This is a genomic window from Streptomyces koelreuteriae, assembly GCF_018604545.1.
In the GTDB taxonomy this organism is placed as follows: domain Bacteria; phylum Actinomycetota; class Actinomycetes; order Streptomycetales; family Streptomycetaceae; genus Streptomyces; species Streptomyces koelreuteriae.
Map to the genome: position 1 here is coordinate 7623498 of NZ_CP075896.1, position 19975 is coordinate 7643472.

At 71.2% G+C, this 19975-nt stretch carries 19 protein-coding genes and 1 pseudogene; 11 read left to right on the forward strand and 9 right to left on the reverse strand.

The window, feature by feature from the left end:
- Positions 1 to 48 precede the first annotated feature (48 nt).
- On the reverse strand, positions 49 to 744 hold the full coding sequence (locus tag KJK29_RS34355) for a GntR family transcriptional regulator (RefSeq protein ID WP_215123073.1): 696 nt from the start codon (positions 742 to 744) through the stop codon (positions 49 to 51).
- A 95-nt stretch (positions 745 to 839) separates the two neighbouring features.
- Between KJK29_RS34355 and KJK29_RS34360 the strand changes: the two genes are divergently transcribed.
- The 6 genes from KJK29_RS34360 to purU are packed head-to-tail and all read left to right on the forward strand — an operon-like array spanning position 840 to position 7969.
- Positions 840 to 2153: a serine hydroxymethyltransferase gene (locus KJK29_RS34360; RefSeq protein WP_215123074.1), complete on the forward strand. Its 1314-nt coding sequence runs from the start codon at positions 840 to 842 to the stop codon at positions 2151 to 2153.
- Positions 2150 to 3370: a sarcosine oxidase subunit beta family protein gene (locus KJK29_RS34365; RefSeq protein WP_215123075.1), complete on the forward strand. Its 1221-nt coding sequence runs from the start codon at positions 2150 to 2152 to the stop codon at positions 3368 to 3370. The genes KJK29_RS34360 and KJK29_RS34365 overlap by 4 nt, the downstream gene beginning before the upstream one ends.
- A 13-nt stretch (positions 3371 to 3383) precedes the next feature.
- Positions 3384 to 3665, forward strand: coding sequence for a sarcosine oxidase subunit delta (locus KJK29_RS34370; RefSeq protein WP_215123076.1), 282 nt, complete (start codon positions 3384 to 3386; stop codon positions 3663 to 3665).
- Entirely contained in the window at positions 3662 to 6472 is a 2811-nt protein-coding gene (locus KJK29_RS34375; RefSeq protein WP_215123077.1) for a sarcosine oxidase subunit alpha family protein, read from the forward strand. Before KJK29_RS34370 ends, KJK29_RS34375 begins: the two co-directional genes overlap by 4 nt.
- Complete coding sequence (locus KJK29_RS34380) at positions 6465 to 7088, forward strand: sarcosine oxidase subunit gamma (RefSeq protein ID WP_215123078.1); 624 nt, start codon at positions 6465 to 6467, stop codon at positions 7086 to 7088. Before KJK29_RS34375 ends, KJK29_RS34380 begins: the two co-directional genes overlap by 8 nt.
- A complete protein-coding gene (gene purU / locus KJK29_RS34385; protein ID WP_215123079.1) occupies positions 7088 to 7969 on the forward strand; it encodes a formyltetrahydrofolate deformylase in 882 nt (293 codons plus the stop codon). The genes KJK29_RS34380 and purU overlap by 1 nt, the downstream gene beginning before the upstream one ends.
- 16 nt (positions 7970 to 7985) lie before the next feature.
- On the opposite strand, the pseudogene KJK29_RS39465 reads toward purU, so the two are convergent.
- Together KJK29_RS39465 and KJK29_RS34395 are read right to left on the reverse strand one after the other, a co-directional pair.
- Positions 7986 to 8372, reverse strand: a pseudogene (locus KJK29_RS39465) (PaaI family thioesterase); the annotation flags it as partial.
- Between the two features lie 34 nt (positions 8373 to 8406).
- Positions 8407 to 9042, reverse strand: coding sequence for a LysE family translocator (locus tag KJK29_RS34395; RefSeq protein ID WP_215123080.1), 636 nt, complete (start codon positions 9040 to 9042; stop codon positions 8407 to 8409).
- A 111-nt stretch (positions 9043 to 9153) separates the two neighbouring features.
- Between KJK29_RS34395 and KJK29_RS34400 the strand changes: the two genes are divergently transcribed.
- The gene (locus KJK29_RS34400; protein ID WP_184599130.1) at positions 9154 to 9606 is read left to right on the forward strand and encodes an Lrp/AsnC family transcriptional regulator; all 453 of its coding nucleotides are present in this window, start codon (positions 9154 to 9156) and stop codon (positions 9604 to 9606) included.
- A gap of 12 nt (positions 9607 to 9618) precedes the next feature.
- Here KJK29_RS34400 and KJK29_RS34405 read toward each other — a convergent pair whose 3' ends face one another.
- From KJK29_RS34405 to KJK29_RS34425, 5 genes are all read right to left on the reverse strand, one after another.
- Positions 9619 to 10572, reverse strand: coding sequence for a phosphotransferase (locus KJK29_RS34405; RefSeq protein ID WP_215123081.1), 954 nt, complete (start codon positions 10570 to 10572; stop codon positions 9619 to 9621).
- 48 nt (positions 10573 to 10620) lie between these two features.
- Positions 10621 to 11955, reverse strand: a complete 1335-nt coding sequence (locus KJK29_RS34410) for a Gfo/Idh/MocA family protein (protein ID WP_215123082.1) — start codon at positions 11953 to 11955, stop codon at positions 10621 to 10623.
- A 72-nt stretch (positions 11956 to 12027) separates the two neighbouring features.
- A complete protein-coding gene (locus tag KJK29_RS34415) occupies positions 12028 to 12579 on the reverse strand; it encodes a hypothetical protein (protein ID WP_215123083.1) in 552 nt (183 codons plus the stop codon).
- A gap of 14 nt (positions 12580 to 12593) precedes the next feature.
- Positions 12594 to 13463 (reverse strand): carbohydrate ABC transporter permease, encoded by an 870-nt coding sequence (locus KJK29_RS34420; protein WP_251058006.1) that lies wholly within the window; start codon positions 13461 to 13463, stop codon positions 12594 to 12596.
- Positions 13460 to 14425: a carbohydrate ABC transporter permease gene (locus KJK29_RS34425; protein ID WP_215123085.1), complete on the reverse strand. Its 966-nt coding sequence runs from the start codon at positions 14423 to 14425 to the stop codon at positions 13460 to 13462. Before KJK29_RS34425 ends, KJK29_RS34420 begins: the two co-directional genes overlap by 4 nt.
- A gap of 229 nt (positions 14426 to 14654) precedes the next feature.
- On the opposite strand from KJK29_RS34425, the gene KJK29_RS34430 reads away from it, so the two are divergent.
- The gene (locus KJK29_RS34430; RefSeq protein ID WP_215123086.1) at positions 14655 to 15986 is read left to right on the forward strand and encodes an ABC transporter substrate-binding protein; all 1332 of its coding nucleotides are present in this window, start codon (positions 14655 to 14657) and stop codon (positions 15984 to 15986) included.
- 45 nt (positions 15987 to 16031) lie between these two features.
- Here KJK29_RS34430 and KJK29_RS34435 read toward each other — a convergent pair whose 3' ends face one another.
- Positions 16032 to 17030 (reverse strand): LacI family DNA-binding transcriptional regulator, encoded by a 999-nt coding sequence (locus tag KJK29_RS34435; RefSeq protein ID WP_251058007.1) that lies wholly within the window; start codon positions 17028 to 17030, stop codon positions 16032 to 16034.
- Positions 17031 to 17258: 228 nt separating this feature from the next.
- Here KJK29_RS34435 and KJK29_RS34440 point away from each other — a divergent pair, with 228 nt between their 5' ends.
- The 3 genes from KJK29_RS34440 to KJK29_RS34450 all read left to right on the forward strand — a co-directional run bounded on the left by KJK29_RS34440 (position 17259) and on the right by KJK29_RS34450 (position 19954).
- Positions 17259 to 18095 carry an alpha/beta fold hydrolase gene (locus tag KJK29_RS34440; RefSeq protein ID WP_215123088.1) on the forward strand — a complete coding sequence of 279 codons (837 nt, stop codon included), beginning with the start codon at positions 17259 to 17261 and terminating at the stop codon, positions 18093 to 18095.
- Between the two features lie 155 nt (positions 18096 to 18250).
- Positions 18251 to 19219 carry an AraC-like ligand-binding domain-containing protein gene (locus tag KJK29_RS34445; RefSeq protein WP_215123089.1) on the forward strand — a complete coding sequence of 323 codons (969 nt, stop codon included), beginning with the start codon at positions 18251 to 18253 and terminating at the stop codon, positions 19217 to 19219.
- A 66-nt stretch (positions 19220 to 19285) separates the two neighbouring features.
- Positions 19286 to 19954, forward strand: coding sequence for a DUF5701 family protein (locus KJK29_RS34450; protein ID WP_215123090.1), 669 nt, complete (start codon positions 19286 to 19288; stop codon positions 19952 to 19954).
- The last annotated feature ends 21 nt before the right edge of the window (positions 19955 to 19975 follow it).

The window sequence follows — 19975 nt, forward strand, 5'->3', positions numbered from 1 at the left end:
CCCCTTCGCGGCTTCTGTCTACCCTCCCCGCCGCCGGCGATCGTGTTCTCAGATGGCCGCGCGGATCGCCCGCTCGAACCCCTCGACATGACCGCGGGCGAGCCGCGCCGCCTTCTCCGGTTCGCCCGCCACGATCGCCTCGATCAGCGGACCGTGCTCCTCGACGTGACCGGCCATGTCCGACAGGCGGTCGAGGAACAGGCACCAGATGCGGGTGGCGAGGTTGTCGTGGCGGACGAGGGTGTCCTCCAGGTAAGGGTTGTGCGCGGCGGCGTAGACGGCGCGGTGGACCTGGAGATCCAGGTGCATGAGCGCGGTGTCGTCGTGCCGGGCGGAGTGCGCGCTCGCCAGCTCCTGCCGCAGGGCCGTCAGGACCGCCCGGTCCGTGGCCGTGGCGCGGCGCGCGGCCTGGGCGGCGGCCAGCGGCTCCAGTTCCTGGCGCACCTCGGAGATATGGGCCAGGTCCGTGATGTTGACCTCGGTGGCGAAGGTGCCGCGCCGGGGGAAGGTCGTGATCAGCCGCTCGTACTGGAGCCGCTTGAGGGCCTCGCGCACCGGTGTCCGTCCGACGCCGAGGGACTGCGCGAGCTGCTCCTCGTGGATCGGCGCGCCCGGGCGGATCTCGAGCATGACGAGCCGGTCGCGGATGGCGCGGTAGGCCCGCTCGGCGAGCGACAGCTCCTCGCTCCCGGGCTCTCCGACGCTCGGCTGTCCGCCTTTGGGCTCGGTCGCCAGCTGCTGCATGAATGCCCCCTTGACCTGTCCGGCGAGCTCCCATACCGTACCGCAGAGCCTGATATATCAGTTGCGCATTAGTCGGCCACCAGGATGGTGCACAGATGGCAACCAGCCCGTCGACCAGCACACTCGCCTCCCCCCTCGCCCTGACGCTCGGCGAACTCGACCCGGACGTCGCCACCGCCGTGCACGCCGAGCTGCACCGCCAGCAGTCCACCCTCGAGATGATCGCCTCGGAGAACTTCGCCCCGGCCGCCGTCCTGGAGGCCCAGGGCTCGGTCCTGACCAACAAGTACGCCGAGGGCTACCCGGGCCGCCGCTACTACGGCGGCTGCGCACACGTCGACGCCGTCGAGCGGCTGGCCATCGCCCGGGTGAAGGAACTGTTCGGCGCCGAGCACGCCAACGTCCAGCCGCACTCGGGCGCCCAGGCCAACGCCGCCGCGATGTCCGCGCTGCTCGACCCGGGCGACACCATCCTCGGGCTCGACCTGGCGCACGGCGGCCATCTGACCCACGGCATGCGCCTCAACTACTCCGGCAAGCTCTACGACGTCGTGCCGTACCACGTGCGCGCGTCGGATCTGCGCGTCGACATGGACGAGGTCGAGCGACTCGCCCTCGCGCACCGGCCCCGGATGATCGTCGCCGGGTGGTCGGCCTACGCCCGGCGGCTGGACTTCGCCGCGTTCCGGCGGATCGCCGACCAGGTGGGCGCGTATCTCCTCGTCGACATGGCGCACTTCGCCGGGCTGGTGGCCGCCGGCCTCCACCCCAGCCCGGTGCCGTACGCCGACGTCGTCACGACCACCACGCACAAGACCCTCGGCGGTCCGCGCGGCGGTGTGATCCTCAGCCGGGCCGGCCTGGCCAAGAAGATCGACTCGGCGGTCTTCCCCGGCCAGCAGGGCGGCCCGCTGCAGCATGTCATCGCGGCCAAGGCGGTCGCCTTCAAGGTGGCGGCGGGGGAGGAGTTCAAAGAACGCCAGCAGCGCACCCTGCACGGCGCCCGCATCCTCGCCGGACGGCTGCTCGCCGACGACGTCGCCGAGGCCGGGATCACGGTGCTCACCGGTGGCACCGAGGTCCACCTCGTCCTCGTCGACCTGCGCAACTCCGCGCTCGACGGGCAGCAGGCCGAGGACCGGCTGCACCGCGTCGGCATCACCGTCAACCGCAACGCGGTGCCGTTCGACCCCCGCCCGCCCATGGTCTCGTCGGGGCTGCGCATCGGCACCCCGGCCCTGGCCACACGCGGCTTCGGCGACGCCGAGTTCCGCGAGGTCGCCGACATCATCGCCCAGGCCCTCAAGGGCGAACAGCCCGAGGACGCACTGCGCGCCCGGGTCGGCAGGCTCGCCGCCGCCTTCCCCCTCTACCCCCACCTGTCCCACGCGAACGGAGGCGCCGCATGACCGCCCAGCCGCTGCCGGAGCACCCGGACTTCCTGTGGCGCACCCCCGAGCCGCGCTCCTCGTACGACGTCGTCATCGTCGGCGCGGGCGGCCACGGCCTGGCCACCGCCTACTACCTCGCCAAGAACCACGGCATCACCAACATCGCCGTCCTGGAGAAGGGCTGGCTGGCCGGCGGCAACATGGCCCGCAACACCACGATCATCCGCTCCAACTACCTCTGGGACGAGAGCGCGGCGATCTACGAACACGCGCTGAAACTGTGGGAGCGGCTCCCCGAGGAGCTGGACTACGACTTCCTGTTCAGCCAGCGAGGCGTCCTTAACCTCGCGCACACCCTCCAGGACGTCCGCGAGGGCGTGCGCCGGGCCAACGCCAACCGGCTCAACGGAGTCGACGCCCAGTGGCTCGAACCGGACGAGGTCGCCAAGGTCTGCCCCATCCTCAACGTCTCGCCCCGCACCCGCTACCCGGTCCTCGGCGCCACCTTCCAGCCCCGGGCCGGCATCGCCAAGCACGACCACGTCGCCTGGGCGCTGGCCCGCCGCGCCGACGAGCTGGGCGTGGACCTGATCCAGGGCTGCGAGGTCACCGGCTTCCTCAAGGACGGCGACCGCGTCGTGGGCGTCGAGACGAACCGGGGCCGCATCCACGCCGGGCGGGTCGGCCTCGCGGCGGCCGGGCACAGCAGCGTGCTGGCCGAACGGGCGGGCGTACGGCTGCCGGTGCAGTCCCATCCGTTGCAGGCGCTGGTCTCCGAGCTGCACGAGCCGGTGCACCCGACGGTGGTGATGTCGAACCACGTGCACGTCTACGTCTCCCAGGCCCACAAGGGCGAGCTGGTGATGGGCGCCGGCGTCGACTCCTACAACGGCTACGGGCAGCGCGGCTCCTTCCACGTCATCGAGCGGCAGATGGCCGCCGCCGTCGAGCTGTTCCCCGTCTTCGCCCGCGCGCACGTCCTGCGCACCTGGGGCGGCATCGTCGACGTCACCCCGGACGCCTCCCCGATCATCGGCCGGACCCCCGTCGAGAACCTCTACGTCAACTGCGGCTGGGGCACCGGCGGTTTCAAGGCCACCCCGGCCGTCGGCTGGACCTTCGCGCACACCCTCGCCACCGGTGAGCCGCATCCGCTGAACGCCCCCTTCGCCCTGGAACGCTTCACCACGGGCGCCCTGATCGACGAACACGGCGCGGCGGCCGTGGCCCACTGAGGAGGACACCACCGTGCTGCTCATCACCTGCCCCTGGTGCGGTCCGCGCGACGAGACCGAGTACCACTACGGCGGCCAGGCCCACGTCCCCCACCCCGAGAACCCGGGCGAACTCACCGACGAGCAGTGGGCCGCGTACGTCTTCTACCGGGACAACCCCAAGGGCCCCTTCGCGGAACGGTGGATGCACAGCATCGGCTGCCGCCGCTGGTTCAACGTCCTGCGCGACACCGCCACCCACGAGGTGCTGACCTCGTACCGCCTCGACGAGCCCCGTCCCGGAGGGAACCGATGACCGACCAGCGCTTCCGGCTCCCCCAGGGCGGCCGTATCGACCGCGGCGCCGTGCTGCGGTTCACCGTCGACGGCCGGGAACTGACCGGCCACCCCGGCGACACCCTCGCCTCGGCCCTGCTGGCGAACGGCCTCGTCGAGGTCGCCCCGTCCCTCTACCGGGGCCGCCCGCGCGGCATCGTCGCCGCGGGGCCCGAGGAACCCAACGCCCTGGTGCAGCTCGACGGCCCCTGCTCGGAAGGCATGCTCCCGGCGACGACGGTGGAGCTGTACGACGGCCTGTCCGCCACCACCCTCTCGGGAATGGGCCGGCTCGACCCGACGCCCGACCCCGCCGTCTACGACAAGAAGTACGTCCACACCGACGTCCTCGTGGTCGGCGCCGGACCGGCCGGACTCGCGGCGGCCGCCGCTGCCGCGGGCTCCGGCGCCCGGGTGATCCTCGTCGACGACCAGCCCGAGCCCGGCGGTTCGCTGTTCTCCGCCACCGAGTGGGTCGCCGATGTCCGGGCGGCCCTCGACGCGGCCCCCGAGGTCGTCGTGCTGCCCCGCACCACGGCCTTCGGCTCCTACGACGACAACTACGTCCTGGCCCTTCAGCGGCGCACCGACCACCTCGGAACGCCGGAAGGCATCTCCCGGCAGCGGCTGTGGCACATCCGGGCCCGTCAGGTGGTCCTGGCGACCGGTGCGCACGAGCGTCCGCTGGTCTTCGCCGGCAACGACCGGCCCGGGGTGATGCTCGCCGGGGCCGTGCGGACGTACCTCGACCGCTATGCCGTGGCCCCGGGTTCGCGGGCCGTGGTGAGCACGACCAACGACAGTGCCTACGACACGGTCGCCGCTCTGCACGGGGCGGGCATCCCCGTCGCCGCCGTGGTGGACGCGCGCGCCGAGCTGTCCTCGCGCGCGGCCGAGGCCGCCTCGGCGACCGGGGTGCGGGTGCTGACGGGCAGCGCGGTGGTCGCGACCGAGGGGGACAGGCGCATCACGGGTGTCACCGTCCGGGCCCTCGACGGGGGTGAACCGGAGTCGTTCGACTGCGACCTGCTCGCCGTGTCGGGCGGGTGGAGCCCGGTGGTGCATCTGCACAGCCAGCGGCAGGGGCGGCTGCGCTGGGACGAGGAACTGGTCGCGTTCGTCCCCGAAGGCGCCGTACGCGGGCAGCAGGTCGTGGGGGCGGCGCGCGGGACGTACGGCCTCGACGGCTGCCTGGCCGAGGGGAGGCGGGCCGGTGCGACGGCCGCCACGGAGGCCGGGTTCCCGGTGCCCGTGCCGACGGCGTCGCAGGAGGAGGCCCGTCCTCACATGCGCGCCCTGTGGCTGGTGCCGGGCCTCGACGACGGTGGGGACACCCACTTCGTCGACCTGCAACGCGATGTCACCGTCGCCGACGTCCTGCGCTCCACCGGGGCCGGGATGCGGGGCGTCGAGCACGTCAAGCGCTACACCTCGCTCGGCACGGCGAACGACCAGGGCAAGACCTCCGGTGTCAACGCGATCGGGGTGATCGCCGAGATCCTCGGCGGCTCGCCGGGCGAGATCGGCACCACGGCCTACCGGGCGCCCTACACACCGATCGCCTTCGCCGCGCTGGCCGGCCGGGACCGCGGTGAGCTGTTCGACCCCGAACGCACCACGTCCATCCACGGCTGGCATGTCGCGCACGGCGCGGAGTTCGAGGACGTCGGGCAGTGGAAGCGCCCCCGGTACTACCCGCAGTGCGGTGAGGACATGGACACGGCGGTGGCCCGTGAATGCCGCGCCGCCCGCGAGGGAGTGGCGTTCATGGACGCCTCCACCCTCGGCAAGATCGAGATCCGGGGCGCGGACGCGGGCGAGTTCCTCAACCGCGTCTACACCAACGCCTTCAAGAAGCTGAAGCCCGGCACGGCCCGCTACGGCGTGATGTGCAAGCCCGACGGCATGATCTTCGACGACGGTGTGACCCTGCGCCTCGACGACGACCGCTACTTCATGACCACCACGACCGGCGGAGCCGCCGGAGTCCTGGACTGGCTGGAGGAGTGGCTGCAGACCGAGTGGCCCGAACTGGACGTGTACTGCACCTCGGTGACCGAGCAGTGGTCGACGATCGCCGTGGTCGGTCCGCGGTCCCGCGAGGTCGTCGCCCATCTCGCCCCCGACGTCGACCTGTCGAACGAGGCCTTCCCCTTCATGGCCTTCCGCGAGACCACCCTGGCCTCCGGCGTCCCCGCCCGCATCTGCCGGATCTCCTTCTCCGGCGAACTCGCCTACGAGATCAACGTCTCCGCGTGGTACGGCCTCGCGGTGTGGGAGGAGGTGGACGCGATCGGCCGGCCGTACGGCATCACCCCCTACGGCACCGAGACCATGCACGTCCTGCGGGCCGAGAAGGGCTACATCATCGTCGGGCAGGACACCGACGGCACGGTCACCCCGCAGGACGCGGGCATGTCCTGGGTGGTCTCCAAGCAGAAGGACTTCATCGGCAAGCGGTCCTTCGCCCGCGCGGACACCTCCCGCAGCGACCGCAAGCACCTGGTCGGCCTGCTGCCCAGCGACCGTACGACCCGGCTGCCCGAGGGCACCCAACTCGTCGCGTCGGATGTCTCCTTGGAGACGGTGCCCGTGCCGATGCTCGGCCATGTCACCTCCAGCTACCACAGCCCGGCCCTCGGCCGCCCCTTCGCCCTGGCCCTCGTCGCCGACGGACGAGCCAGGATCGGCCAGACCCTGCTCGCTCCGGTGGGCGAGGACCTGGTGCCCGTCGAGGTGGCCGAATGCGTCCTCTACGACCCCGAAGGGACCAAACGAGATGGCTGAGCAGACGATCGACGCGGGCCCGGTGGCCCTGCGCAGTAGTCCCCTGGCGCACCTGGAGGACCGGATGCGCGCCGCCGCCGTCACCGGAGCCCGGGGCGTCACCCTCATGGAGCGGCCGTTCCTCACCATGGTGAACGTGCGCGTCGACCCCGGTTCCGAGACGGCCGTACGTATCGAGAAGACCCTGGGGACACGGCTCCCGGGCGAGTGTGGGCACACCACCGCGTCCGGCCCGCACACGGCCGTATGGCTCGGGCCCGACGAGTGGCTCGTGATCTCCCGGATCGACGGAGCCGCCCTGACCGCCGAGTTGCGCGAGGCGCTCGGGGCGGACCCGGGCTCGATCGTGGACGTCTCCGCCAACCGCACCACCCTGGAGCTGCGCGGCCCGTCCGCCCGGCAGGTGCTGGAGAAGGGCTGTCCCCTGGACCTGCATCCCCGCGCCTTCGGACCGGGCCGGGCGGTGTCGACCACGGTGGGCCCGGTCGCGGTACTGCTCCGGCAGCTCGACGACGCGCCGGCCTACCAGCTGCTCCCGCGCTCCTCGTTCGCCGACCATCTGGCGCGCTGGCTCATCGACGCCATGAGCGAGTTCCGTGGCCCGGAGGTGCCCTGATGAGCACCTCGCCCCAGACGGCGTCACCCCAGACAGAGCATGTGCTGACCCTCGACTGCCCCGAGGCTCCCGGCATCGTCCACGCCGTCTCGCGGTTCCTGCTGGAACACGGCAGCGACATCATCGACAACCAGCAGTTCGGCGACCGCCGCGACGGCCACTTCTTCATGCGGGTGCGCTTCGCCACCGCCGACGGCGAGACCGGGACGGAGACCCTGCGCCGCGACTTCGCCGCCGTGGCCGCCCCCTTCGCCATGCGGTGGCTCCTCGAACCCGTCAGCACACGGCGCCGCGTACTGGTCATGGTGTCCCGCTACGGCCACTGCCTCAACGACCTGCTCTTCCGCGCCCGCAGCGGTGACCTGCCCGTCGATGTCGTCGCCGTGGTCTCCAACCACCGCGACCACGAGGCCCTCGTCACCTGGCACGGCATCCCGTTCTTCCACGTCCCGGTCACCGCCGCGACCAAACCCGAGGCCGAGGCCCGGCTCCTCGAACTCGTCGACTCCTTCGACGTCGACCTGGTCGTGCTGGCGCGCTATATGCAGGTCCTCTCGGACGGGCTGTGCTCCCGGCTGGCCGGCCGGGCGATCAACATCCACCACTCGTTCCTGCCGAGCTTCAAGGGCGCCAAGCCCTACCACCAGGCCCACGAACGCGGCGTCAAACTCGTCGGAGCGACCGCCCACTACGTCACCGCCGACCTCGACGAGGGCCCGATCATCGCCCAGGAGGTCAGGGACGTCGACCACAGCCACACCCCCGAGGACCTCGTCGCCATCGGCCGGGACGCGGAGTCGGCGGCCCTGGCCCGGGCGGTCCGCTGGCACTGCGAGGGCCGGGTCTTCGTCCAGGGCAGACGCACGGTGATCCTCCGCTGACGCCCGCGGACCGACCCAGAACCGTGCCGACCGCTTCGAGGCGGTCGCCGGCGGCCGGGGCGAGGAGGTTGATCTTGTACTCGACGGTGAGCACGTCCGTGCCCTCGGGGAAGAGGGTGAGCGCCGCGTAGCCGCCCGCGCTGTCCGCGATCGCGCTGGTGGCGCCCGCGTGGAAGTAGCCGTGCTGCTGCGTGACTTCCGGACGCCCCGGAAGCTCGATGTCGACACGGCCGGGCGCGACCCGGGTGATCCGGGCGCCCAGGTGTGCCATCAGCCCCTGCCGTCCGAAGCTCTCCCGGACCCGGGCCTCCGTCTCGGGGCTCGCCTGCTCCTGCTGTGCCTGTTCCTCTTGTGCCTGTTCCTGCTGTGCCGGCTTTTCCACGTGCTCTCCTTCGACGGACATCGCGGGGGTACGTACCAGGGGGGCGACGGGTGTGTCAGCCGGCGAGCTGTTCCAGCAGCAGGAACCCGCCGATGGCGATCATCAGCGCACCGGACGTGCGGGTGACCGCCCGGGCCGCGGACGGCCTGGTGCTCAGGACCGTACGGGCCAGGACGCCCACCGCGAGGTAGACGACGGCGCAGACGGTCATGTGCAGCGTGCCGAACAGGCCGGTCTGCGTGGCGACCGGCCAGCCGCCCGTGGGGTCGATGAACTGCGGGAAGAGCGAGAAGTAGAGCAGCAGCGCCTTCGGGTTGAGGCCGCTGATCCCGGCTCCCTTGAGCATGACCCGCACCCGGGAGGCGCCCGCCCCCGGGCCGGAACCCGCCACTGCCTCGGTCGCCGTCAGCGTGGCCGGCTGCCGCAGCACACCCCAGCCGAGCCACACCAGATAGCCGGCCCCGGCCACGGTCAGCGCGGTGAGCAGGGTCGTCGAACTCGCCACGATCACCACCAGACCCGCGACCGCGAGCAGCGTGTATCCCGCGTACCCGGCTATCAGCCCGGCGACGGCCGGCACGACCGACCGGTCCCTGAGTCCCGCGGCGATCGCATAGGCCCAGTCGGCGCCGGGTGTGAACACCAGCAGCAGATCCACTGCCAGGAAAGCCGCCAGCGTCGTCGTGTCCATCGGTCTGCCTTTCTCACATGCTGTCTTGCGTGAGGAAGGCTAGGCCGGATTTGCCCGAAGGTGTTCCCTTCTTTACTCCTTGATCGCGGGATCTGGGGCAGAATCTTCTTCATGGATGCCCTGGACCGGAAAATTCTTACCGAGCTGCAGTTGGACGGCCGTCTCACGGTCACCGAGCTCGCCGCGCGCGTGAAGCTGAGCGTCTCCCCCTGCCACCGCCGCCTGCGCGATCTCGAACGCGAGGGCGCGATCCGCGGGTACCGCGCGGTCGTCGACCCGGTCGCCGTGGGCCTCAATTTCGAGGCCCTCGTCTTCGTCACCCTGCGCTGGGAGGACGCCGACACCGTCACGGCCTTCGAGGAGGGGGTGGCCGCCGTCCCCCATGTGCTCCAGGCCCAGCGCCTGTTCGGCGACCCCGACTACCTCCTGCGTGTCGCCACCACCGACCTCGCCGCCTTCCAGCAGCTCTACGATCAGCAGCTCGCCCGCCTCCCCGGCATCCAGCGGCTGACGTCCACCCTCGTCATGAAGCACGTGGTGGACGACCGGCCGTTGCCGGAGTGAGCGGAGGCCGGGTCACTCAGCGCCCATACCACCCGCGAACGGCATCGCCCGCCACTGCTCCACCGCCGGCTTCAGCGCCTCCACGAGCAGGGGCAGTCGCGGGGAGAGCGCCAGACAGGCCACCGCGCGGGACATGCCCACGGCGTTGACGAAGCGCAGCACGCCCTCGTCGAGTTGCCGCAGGCCCCGGCGTTCGGCGGCCGTGTTGTACGCGGCCTCGCACTCGGGGCCGAGGGCCGCCAGGTCCCATTCGACCGGGCCGAGGGTGGTCAGCTCGAAGTCGGAGTACAGCTCGCCGTCCGTGGCGGAGACGATGTTGGCGGCGGGGGAGTCCCCGTGGATCGGCTGGAAGTCGATGCCGGGGAACGCCGCCTCGAATGCCGCGCGTGAGCTGACGACGGGCTCCAGGATCTCCCACTCGCGCCGGGCGCGGTCGAGGTCGGCCGGCTCCAGCAGGTCGGGCCGTCCTTCGAGCAGGGCGAGCCCCTCGGAGACGAAACGCGGTTCGGCCGAGGACAGGAACGGCAGCTCACCGGGGTACGCGCGCAGCGCGGCGTGCAGGTCGGCGACCAGTGCGGAGTGGTGTGCGTAGTCCGGCTCGGCGCTCTGGTCCAGCTCGACGAACTGCCAGAAGGTCATGGAGAAGCCGTCGCGCGGCACCGGCTCGCGCGGCACGAGCGGGCTCGGCGGAATCACCGGGTGGCCCTGCTCCGCGAGCCACGCCACGACATCGAGCTCCTGCCGCTGCCGAGCCGCCTGGAACGCGGGATCGGCGTACGACGGCAGGACGGTCGGCACCCGCACCACCACCGGCGACGGAGCGAGGTGCACCACGACGGAGAACACGTCGTAGATCACCCTCGCGTCGGACACCGTGAGCCCCAGGTCACGCCCCGCGGCGACGGCGGCGGCGAAGGCCCGGGACTTACGGGCGTCGATCTGATCGGGTGTCACAAATCCTTCCATGCCGCCGATGGTGCCACGCCGGGGACGTGTGGTGCGACGCCTTCACGATCAGTCCGGCGGGAGCAAGTCCCTTGTCCGCACCGGGAGTCCCGTCTCGAAGGAGCGGTTCGCGGCCAGACCCGTGACCAGGGACTGGGCGCCGTCGGCCGCGTCCGCCGCGCGGTGCAGGGGGTCCGGGGCCCGGGTGCCGAACAGATCCTCCAGCATGCGTACGTCACCGCCGCCGTGCCCGCCCTCACCACTTGCCACCTTGATCTCGCGCGGCTCTTCCCAGAAGGGGCGCAGCAGCAGCTCGGTACGTCCGGCGGTGTCCTCGGCCTCGGCACCGTGCAGGACGGGCTCGGGGCTGTTCGTCCGCACCCGGGGCGGGGTCCATGTCGACTCCTCCACCAGCAGCTCCAGACGGCCCTTGCTGCCGTTGAAGGCGACCCGGTAGCCCTCCCACGGGGAGTACGCGGTCAGGTGGTACGTCAGGGTCGCGCCGGTGGCGTAGCGGACCAGCACCGCCATGTCGTCCTCGATCGTCACCCCGGGGCCGAACACGTTCTGGTCGCGGTGGTAGCCGTCCTCCGCCTCCGCGTCCAGGTACAGCGCGCTGAGCACGGACGAGTCGGACAGGTGCACGGCGAACGGATCGGCCTCGGCGGCCGGGGAGCCATGGGCGCGGTCGTACTCCTGGGCGAGGTTCCGGCGCCGGCCGGCCTCGTCGCCGTAGAAGAACAGGCCTCCTTGCGCGAAGACCGTCTCCGGGCGGGTGCCCAGCCACCAGTTGACCAGGTCGAAGTGGTGGGTGGACTTGTGCACCATCAGGCCGCCGGAGTTGGCCTTGTCGCGGTGCCAGCGGCGGAAGTAGTCGGCGCCGTGCCGCAGGTCGAGCAGCCACTCGAAGTGCACCGAGCCGACCTCGCCGATCTCACCCGCGGAGATCAGTTCCCGTACGGCCGAATGCGCCGGGTTGTAGCGGTAGTTGAAGGCGACCCGGACCTCGCGTCCGGTGCGCCGCTGTGCTTCCAGGATGCGGCGGGCCTTGTCGGAGTCGGTGGTCATGGGTTTCTCGGTGACCACGTCGCAGCCCGCTTCCAGGGCGGCCACGATGTAGTGGTCGTGGGTGTGGTCCACCGTGCACACCACGACCAGGTCGATGCGCTCGCGGCGCAGCATCTCCTCGAAGTCCTCGGCCGCGTACGCCGGTACGGGGGAGCGCTCCGGGTGGGCGTCCGCGAGCCACGCGTTGTGGACCGCCATGCGGTGGGAGTTGACATCGCAGAAGCCGGCCAGTTCGAACCGGTCCGCGTAGGGACCGGCCAGCGCCTGGGCGAACAGCCGGGCACGGGCACCCAGGCCGACCACGGCGGCTCGGCGGCGTGCGGTGTCGGACGACATGCAGGTCTCCTTCGGTTGACGGGGGAGGACGGGAGAGGACGGGAGGGGAGGGAGGGAAGGTGCGGGGGTGGTTCAGGGTGTCACGGGCCGCCAGGCGTCCGCCGCCGTCGCCGCGAAGGCCAGCGGGCCGAGGACGACCAGCAGCACGACCGGGGTCAGGGCGAGCAGCACGACCGCGGCGGCGACGGCCCCGGCGAGCAGGACGGGCGCGAGCGGATGCCGCGGCACCGACCGGAACACGACGGCGAGCGTCGTACGCCAGGGCGTTCCCTCCCGCCAGGCGGCGGCGCAGCGCAGCCCCAGCGCCGCGAGGACCGCCGTGGCGGCGGCGAAGGCGGCACCGGGGCCGGGGCCCCGGGCGTCCAGGGCCAGCGCGTCCAGCCACAGCAGCGCCAGTACGGCGGTGGGCACGGCCCACACGGCGGGCCCCGACCTCAGCACCGCACACAACCGCCTCAGGAAGTGCCCGACCGTCACCCCCTCGCCGTCACCGGCCTGTTCGCGCAGCACCGCGCATCCCGCGACCAGCGCCGGGAACGCGGTGACCACCGGCAGCGAGGCGAGCAGCAGCAGGACGCCGAGGAGCAGGCAGTCGGCGAAGCGGGCGAACCACGTACGGGTCATGGCGCGTTGTCCTCTCAGCCCTTCAGACCGGTCGTCTGCACGCCCTCCACCAGCAGCCGCTGGAAGGCGAGGAAGAACAGCAGCACGGGAACCAGGGTGAGGACCGACATCGCGAACATCGGGCCGAACATGGCGCTGCCGTCCATGTCGACGAACATCCGCAGCCCGAGCTGGAGCGTGTAGGTTTCCGGCTCCACCAGGTAGATCACCTGGGAGAAGAAGTCGTTCCAGCTCCAGATGAAGGAGAAGATCGTCGTCGTGACGATCGCCGGCTTGAGCAGCGGCATGATCACATGCCAGAAGGTGCGGTACGGGCCGCAGCCGTCGATCGCCGCCGCCTGGTCGAGCTCGGCCGGCAGCGAGCGGATGAACTGCACGACGAGGAAGACGAAGAACGCCTCCGTGGCGAGGAACTTCGGCAGGATCAGCGGCAGATACGTACCCACCATGCCGAGCTCCTGGAAGATCACGTACTGCGGGATCAGCATCAGATGCGCCGGCAGCATCAGGGTGCCGATCATCAGCGCGAAGTACAGGCCCCGGCCGCGGAAGCGGAGCCGGGCGAAAGCGTAGGCGGCGAGCGAGCAGGACAGGACGTTGCCGACCACCGTGCCGACGGAGACGAGCAGCGAATTGCCGAACAGCCGCCACAGGGTCAGGCCGCTGACACCGTCGACCGCCTCGGTGTAGTTGCCCGGCGTGAACACCTTCGGAATCGGGCTCAGGTTGGAGATGACCTCCTCCCCGGATTTGAACGACGCGGTGAGCAGCCACAGCACCGGGTAGAGCAGGACGAGCCCGATCACCACGCAGACGGCGTGCCAGGCCCAGGTCCGCAACGAAGTGCGCTCAGCGGGGGCGGGGGATGCCGCGGTCGTCGTCACGACGCGTCCTCCTGTGCGTAGAAGACCCACAGCCGGGCGCTGCGGAAGACGGCGTACGTGATCAGCGCGATGACGGCCAGCAGGACCCACGCCATCGCCGAGGCGTAGCCCATGTGGAAGCTCGCGAAGGCCTGTTGGTAGAGGTAGAGCGAGTACAGCAGCGTGGAGTCCGAGGGGCCTCCGGTGCCGCCGCTGATCACGAACGCCGGGGTGAACGCCTGGAAGGAGTGGATGATCTCCAGCACCAGGTTGAAGAACAGCACCGGGGACAGCATCGGCAGCGTGATCGAGAAGAACGTCCGCATCCGGCCCGCGCCGTCCAGCGACGCCGACTCGTACAGCTCCTTCGGGATCTGCTTCAGCCCCGCGAGGAACACCACCATCGGCGCGCCGAACTGCCAGACCGTCAGCAGGACCAGCGGATACAGGGCGTAGTCCGGGTTGTCGGTGAAACCGCCGACGTGCACACCGAAGAACGCCAGCGAGCGGTCGGTCGCACCGTCCGTGGCGAACAGCGCCCGCCACACCAGGGCGACACTGACGCTCGCGCCGAGCAGTGAGGGCGCGTAGAACGCCGCCCGGTACAGGCCCACCCCGCGGCTCGCCCGGTTCAGGAGCAGCGCCACGGCGAGCGCGGCGGCCAGCTTCAACGGGGTACCGATCAGGGCGTACTCGAGGGTGACACCGGCCGAGGTCAGGAACCGGTCGTCCTCCAGCATGTAGCGGTAGTTCGCCAGTCCCACCCAGCGCGGCCGGGAGAACAAGTCGTAGTCGGTGAACGACAGATACAGCGAGATCACCATCGGACCCAGCGTCAGCACCAGCGTGCCGATCAGCCAGGGCGCCAGGAACACATGACCCGACACGGCTTGGGAACGACGGCGCCGACTCGGATGCCGCGCGGCGGGGAGGGCACCGCTCGGCGGCGGCATGGGACGGGGCGGAGCGGTCGCCTGGCTCATCGGAGCCCTCCTACACGGCGGGGGCTGGACAACGGGTGGCAACGATTGCATGCGTTGTTTTCAGTCGGCAAGAGGTCGGGCGCACCTGTCTGCCTCCCTCCGTCGAGCCTTCACTCCGCAGGTCAAATTCGGTCGGCACGATTGACGGAGCCCGCGCAGGGGGCGTAGCTTCCCGGCCAACCGGAAACAGAGTGGCAACGTTTGCACTCCAGCCGACCGAAGGGCCGCGATGTCTCCAGTACGCCGTTCCCCGTCCCCGCTCCCGACCACCGGGCTGTCGCGCCGGCGGTTGCTGGCCTCGCTCGCGGCCCTCCCGGTGGCCTCGGCCGCCACCGGCTGCGGCGCGCGCGATGTCTCCGCCGACGGCACGGTGACGCTCGACTTCCAGTGGTGGGGTTCCGAGGACCGCAACCTGGCCACCGAGAAGGCCGTGCGGCTCTTCGAACTGCGCCATCCGAAGATCAAGGTGGCCACCTCGTACGCCGGGTATGACGCCTACCTCCAGCGGCTCGCCACCCAGGTCGCGGCCGGCGGCGGACCCGACGTCATGCAGATGGACGTCGCCTACCTGCGCACCTACGCGGACCGTGACGTGCTCGCGGACCTCGCCGAGCCGCGGTTCTCGGCGATCTCCCGCAGCCGCATACCCCGCCTCTTCCAGCAGACCGGCCAGGTCGACGGGAAGCTGGTCGGCATCCCGACGGGCGTCGCCACCACCGCCCTGTTCATCGACCCCGCCCTGTGGCGCAAGGCCGGGGTCGGCATCCCGAAAGCGGGCTGGACCTGGGACGACCTGCTCACCGATGTCGGCCCGAAGCTGAAGCGGGCCGTGCCCGGCCGCTCACCGCTGACCGACTTCGGCGCCTACGTCGAGTGCTTCCACGTCTGGCTGGTGCAGCGCGGCAAGTCGCTCTACACCGGCGACGGCTCCACCGGCTTCTCCGAGGCCGATCTGCGCGGCTACTGGGAGCTCATGCAGCGCCTGCTGGACAAGGGCGTCTTCACTCCGCCGCCCGTCACCGCGTCCTCGCTCAGCGGTGGGGCCGGCGACCGGGCGCTCGTGCGGAAGCTGTCCACCGCCGAGTTCCAGATCACCTCCTCGGGCACGTCGTACTGGGAGACCTACGGCGCGGTCACCCCCATCCCCTTCCCTACGGTGTCGGCGTCGGCGCCGCCGGGGATGGCCGTCGCCGCCTCGTCCTCACTGTGCGTCCGGCGCACCTCCCCGCACAGCCGCGAGGCCGCGCTGCTGATCGACTTCCTGGTCAACGACCCCGGGGCGGCCGAGGCGCTCGGAGTGGTCCGCGGACTGCCGCCCAACCAGCGCAACCTCGACCGGCTGGCACCGAAGCTCACCGGCGGCGACCGGGTCATCGCCCGCTACGTCGACGACGTCCGGGGCGACCTCGCACCGCCCCTGCCCCCGGCCCCGTCCGGCGCGGACGAGGACAAGAACGAGTTCCGGCGCGTCTACCAGGACATCATCTTCGGCAAGTCCGGCGTACGGGCCGCGGCGAGCGAGATGTGGGACAAGTTCCACACGAGCGTGCCGCAGGGCTGACCGTGCCCGCCGTCGGAACGGCGGGTCGCCCCGCGTCGGCTCCGCTCAGCGCTTTGTCAGCGCCGCCGTCGAACCGCGTACGACGAGGTGGGTCGGCAGCACGCGCTGGATCGGCTCCTCGCCCTCGACCTCGGGGGTCCTGAGCGTGCGGAACAGCAGGTCCACGGCGGCCCGCGCGGCGTGCGCCTTGGGTACCGAGACCGTGGTCAGCGGGGGCGCGGCCATGCCGGACAGGGCGATGTCGTCGCAGCCCACCACGCTCATGTCGTCCGGCACCCGGACCCCGCGCGCGGTGAAGCGGCTGATCAGCCCGAAGGCGACGATGTCGTTGAACGCGACCACCGCGGTCGCCCCGCCGGCCAGCACCACGTCCGCCGCGCCCGTGATGCCCCCGTCGAAGTGCGGGGCCACACTGCCCACCTGAACCAGGTCGATCGTGCCGCCCCGCGCCATCGCATCCACCCCGGCCGCCCGCTCCCGCGCCTCCCATGTGCTGCGGGGGCCGCCCACATAGGCGATCCGGCGGTGGCCGAGCGCGTGCAGATGGGTCAGGGCGTCCGTCATCCCCTCGGCCAGATCGGCCGTGACACTCGGGAACCCGGGCTCCCGACGGTGCAGCAGCACCACCGGCTTGGCGGTGAGCCGGCTCAGCGACCCCAGTTCCTCGTCGCTCAGCTGGGACGCGGTCAGCACGATGCCGTCCACCTGCGGGGCCAGCGTGCGGATCGCGTCCATCTCGAGGCCCTCGTCGCGCTCGGCGTCACTCACGATCAGCGAGTGACCGAGCCCCCGGGCCCGGGCCTGTGCCCCCTTGCAGGCCTCCGCGTAGAACGGGTTCAGCAGATCAGGCACGATCAGACCCACGGCCCCGGTGCGCCCGGTGATCAGGCCCCGGGCCGCTCGGTTGGGCTGGTAGCCGAGGCGGTCGGCCGCCGCCTGCACCCGGTCCCGGGTGGCCGCGCTCACGGTCCCGTCCGGGGACAGCGCCCGGGACACGGTGGAGGGGGACACGCCGGCCGCCTGCGCGACCTCTCGAATTGTCACCTGCACGCCCTGAGATTTTCACCCCGTGCCATTCCCGTCAATGAGAAGGGCGGGCCAGGCCCATTTCCTGCGGAGTCGTGACGGCAAACCTTTCCGCTCCTGTTGCAGACTGACGGGAGTGCGCGCCCGGTCAAGGAGTCGTGCGCTGCACGGCAACCGCCCGCCCGGCCTCCGGCCTAGCGTGGCCGCATTCCTTCCAACCGCCCTCCCGAAACGAGGAAGCAGCGCATGCCGTACATCACCGTGGGCCAGGAGAACTCCACCGCCATCGACCTGTACTACGAGGACCACGGATCCGGGCAGCCGGTCGTCCTCATCCACGGCTTCCCGCTCGACGGGCACTCCTGGGAGCGGCAGAGCGCCGTCCTGCTCGACGCCGGGTACCGCGTGATCACGTACGACCGGCGCGGCTTCGGGCAGTCCTCCCAGCCGACGACCGGCTACGACTACGACACTTTCGCGGCCGACCTGAACACCGTGATGGAGACCCTCGACCTGCGCGACGCCGTCCTCGTCGGCTTCTCGATGGGCACCGGCGAGGTCGCCCGCTATGTGTCGACGTACGGCTCCGGCCGGGTCGCCAAGGTCGCCTTCCTCGCCTCGCTGGAGCCCTGCCTGCTCAAGTCGGACGACAACCCGGGCGGGGTCGCCCCGAAGGAGTTCTTCGACGAGATCGTCGCGGCCGTGAAGGCGGACCGGTACGCGTACTACACGAACTTCTACAACGACTTCTACAACCTCGACGAGAACCTCGGCACCAGGATCAGCGAGGAGGCCGTCCGCAACAGCTGGAACGTCGCGGCGGGCGGTGGTTTCTTCGCCGCGTCCGCCGCGCCCTCCACCTGGTACACCGACTTCCGGGCCGACATCCCGGCGATCGACGTGCCGGCCCTGATCCTGCACGGCACCGGCGACCGCATCCTGCCGGTGGACGGGACGGCGCGGCGGTTCCACAAGGCCCTTCCGGCCGCCGACTACGTGGAGATCGAGGGCGCCCCGCACGGTCTGCTCTGGACCCACGCGGAGGAGGTCAACTCGGCGCTGCTCGCCTTCCTGAAGAAGTGACCGATCAGAAGTGACCGATCAGAAGTGACCGAACAGAAGTGAGCGAATTCTTCCTCCGATTCTTCCTGGACGGTCCTCGGCCGGGGTGGTGACATCGTCAGGGCCGGCAGCGGAACCGAGCTGCCGGCCCTTGACCGTGCCCGGAGGGGAATCAGGTGGCCGTCGTCCTTTGCACCGCGTCACTGCCGGCGGCCGACCGGACGGAGCGCTGGCACCACGCCGTGTCACACACCTTCGTCCCGCTCGATGTGCACCTCCTCGAGAAGGACCCGTCGCCCGGCAGGATCGTCAGCAACGAGCTGGGCTCCTTACGGATCGCGCACGTCCAGGCGGGCCCGCAGGTCGTGACACGCAGCAAACGGCTGATCGCCCGGGACGGGAAGGAGTTCCTCATCCTCACCCTTCAGCAGCGGGGCAGCTCCCTCAAGGAACAGGACGGCAGGGAGGCCCGGATGGGCCCGGGTGACTTCTCCCTCTCGGACTCCTCCCGGCTGTTCCGCAAGAAGGTGCAGGACAGCTTCTCCTTCACCTCCTTCCACTTCCCCCGCGAGGACCTCCGCGTGCGGGACGACGATCTGCGGGCGGTGACCGCGACGGCGTTCTCCGGCCGGGAGGGCGGTGCCGCACTGGTGGCGACCTACTTCGCGCGTCTGGCCCGGGAAGCGGCCGGTTTCGACCCCGTCGCGGGCCGCCAGTTCGCCGCCACCGCGCTCGACCTGCTGGCACTGCTGATCAACGAGCGCAGCGGCCGCTTCACCACCCGGGCCCCGGAGACCGCCGCGGCCACCCTCGTACGCGTGCAGGACCACATCCTGCGCCACCTGTCCGACCCCGGCCTCGCCCCGCCGGGGATCGCCGCCGCGCACTTCATGTCGGTCCGCTACCTGCACAAGCTGTTCCAGCTGGAGGGCGTCACGGTGGGGGAGTGGATCCGGACGCAGCGCCTCGAACGGTGCCGCAGGGATCTGCTGCGGTCCCCGGCCCTGGGCCACGGGGTCGCGACCGTCGCCCGCCGCTGGGGCTTCGTGAGCCCCAGCCATTTCAGCCGTGCCTTCCGGGCGGCCTACGGGGTGACGCCCCGTGAGTGGCAGCGGAACGGTCTTTCCGGCCGATGTGATGCCTGATTCCGGGAACGTCCCGGCAGCTCGCCGCGTTGCCTCACTGTTCACGCCGCCGACCCAGGGAGCATCGTGCCCGAGACCACGCCCGGAACCACCGCCGTTCTGCCCGTACTCCCGGCCCTGAGCGCACAGGCGGAGCGACTGATCGAGACGGGGGTGCACGAGATCGCGGGCCTGTCGGCCGCCGAGATCCGTACATACGCGGCCGACGCCGAGGCCTCTGTGGGCAGCGAGGGCGCCCTGCTCGCCGTTCACCCCGACCGGGCGCCCGCCTCCGCCCTCGCCCCGCTGCTCCGCCGCGAGGGCAAGCCGGGCTTCGTCGTCGTCGACATGTCCGACGTCGACGAGTTCGCCCCCACCGGCGTCGAACTGCCCGACGCCCCGCTCTACGTCCTCACCGGCCTAGACCGCGGTGACCACATGAGCAACTGGAGCCCGGACGAGGCACTGCCCGCCCTCACCGAGCAGGACCGCACCCCGCTGCTGCTCGCCGAGGGCATCCACTGGGTGCTCCAGCAACCGGCTGCCCTGGACCGCAATCTGTGCTTCATGACCATCGGCTCCCGGCTGCGCAAGCCGAACGGCACGTTCGACGCGCGCACCCCGGCGATCTGGATCAGCAACGGCACCGGCCGTGACGGCCGCGAGCGCCGCGAGGCCCCGAAGGTCGGCTGGTGCTGGTGGAACAACCGCCACACCTGGCTCGGCTTCGGCTCCACCACGGGCCGCAAGCCCTAGCCTCCGGGCGCACCGGCCGGC

Coding starts and splice junctions, on each gene's coding strand:
- KJK29_RS34355 (WP_215123073.1), bottom strand. CDS start 744: ATGCAGCAGCTGGCGACCGAGCCCAAAGGCGGACAGCCGAGCGTCGGA.
- KJK29_RS34360 (WP_215123074.1), top strand. CDS start 840: ATGGCAACCAGCCCGTCGACCAGCACACTCGCCTCCCCCCTCGCCCTG.
- KJK29_RS34365 (WP_215123075.1), top strand. CDS start 2,150: ATGACCGCCCAGCCGCTGCCGGAGCACCCGGACTTCCTGTGGCGCACC.
- KJK29_RS34375 (WP_215123077.1), top strand. CDS start 3,662: ATGACCGACCAGCGCTTCCGGCTCCCCCAGGGCGGCCGTATCGACCGC.
- KJK29_RS34380 (WP_215123078.1), top strand. CDS start 6,465: ATGGCTGAGCAGACGATCGACGCGGGCCCGGTGGCCCTGCGCAGTAGT.
- purU (WP_215123079.1), top strand. CDS start 7,088: ATGAGCACCTCGCCCCAGACGGCGTCACCCCAGACAGAGCATGTGCTG.
- KJK29_RS34395 (WP_215123080.1), bottom strand. CDS start 9,042: ATGGACACGACGACGCTGGCGGCTTTCCTGGCAGTGGATCTGCTGCTG.
- KJK29_RS34400 (WP_184599130.1), top strand. CDS start 9,154: ATGGATGCCCTGGACCGGAAAATTCTTACCGAGCTGCAGTTGGACGGC.
- KJK29_RS34405 (WP_215123081.1), bottom strand. CDS start 10,572: ATGGAAGGATTTGTGACACCCGATCAGATCGACGCCCGTAAGTCCCGG.
- KJK29_RS34410 (WP_215123082.1), bottom strand. CDS start 11,955: ATGTCGTCCGACACCGCACGCCGCCGAGCCGCCGTGGTCGGCCTGGGT.
- KJK29_RS34415 (WP_215123083.1), bottom strand. CDS start 12,579: ATGACCCGTACGTGGTTCGCCCGCTTCGCCGACTGCCTGCTCCTCGGC.
- KJK29_RS34425 (WP_215123085.1), bottom strand. CDS start 14,425: ATGAGCCAGGCGACCGCTCCGCCCCGTCCCATGCCGCCGCCGAGCGGT.
- KJK29_RS34430 (WP_215123086.1), top strand. CDS start 14,655: ATGTCTCCAGTACGCCGTTCCCCGTCCCCGCTCCCGACCACCGGGCTG.
- KJK29_RS34440 (WP_215123088.1), top strand. CDS start 17,259: ATGCCGTACATCACCGTGGGCCAGGAGAACTCCACCGCCATCGACCTG.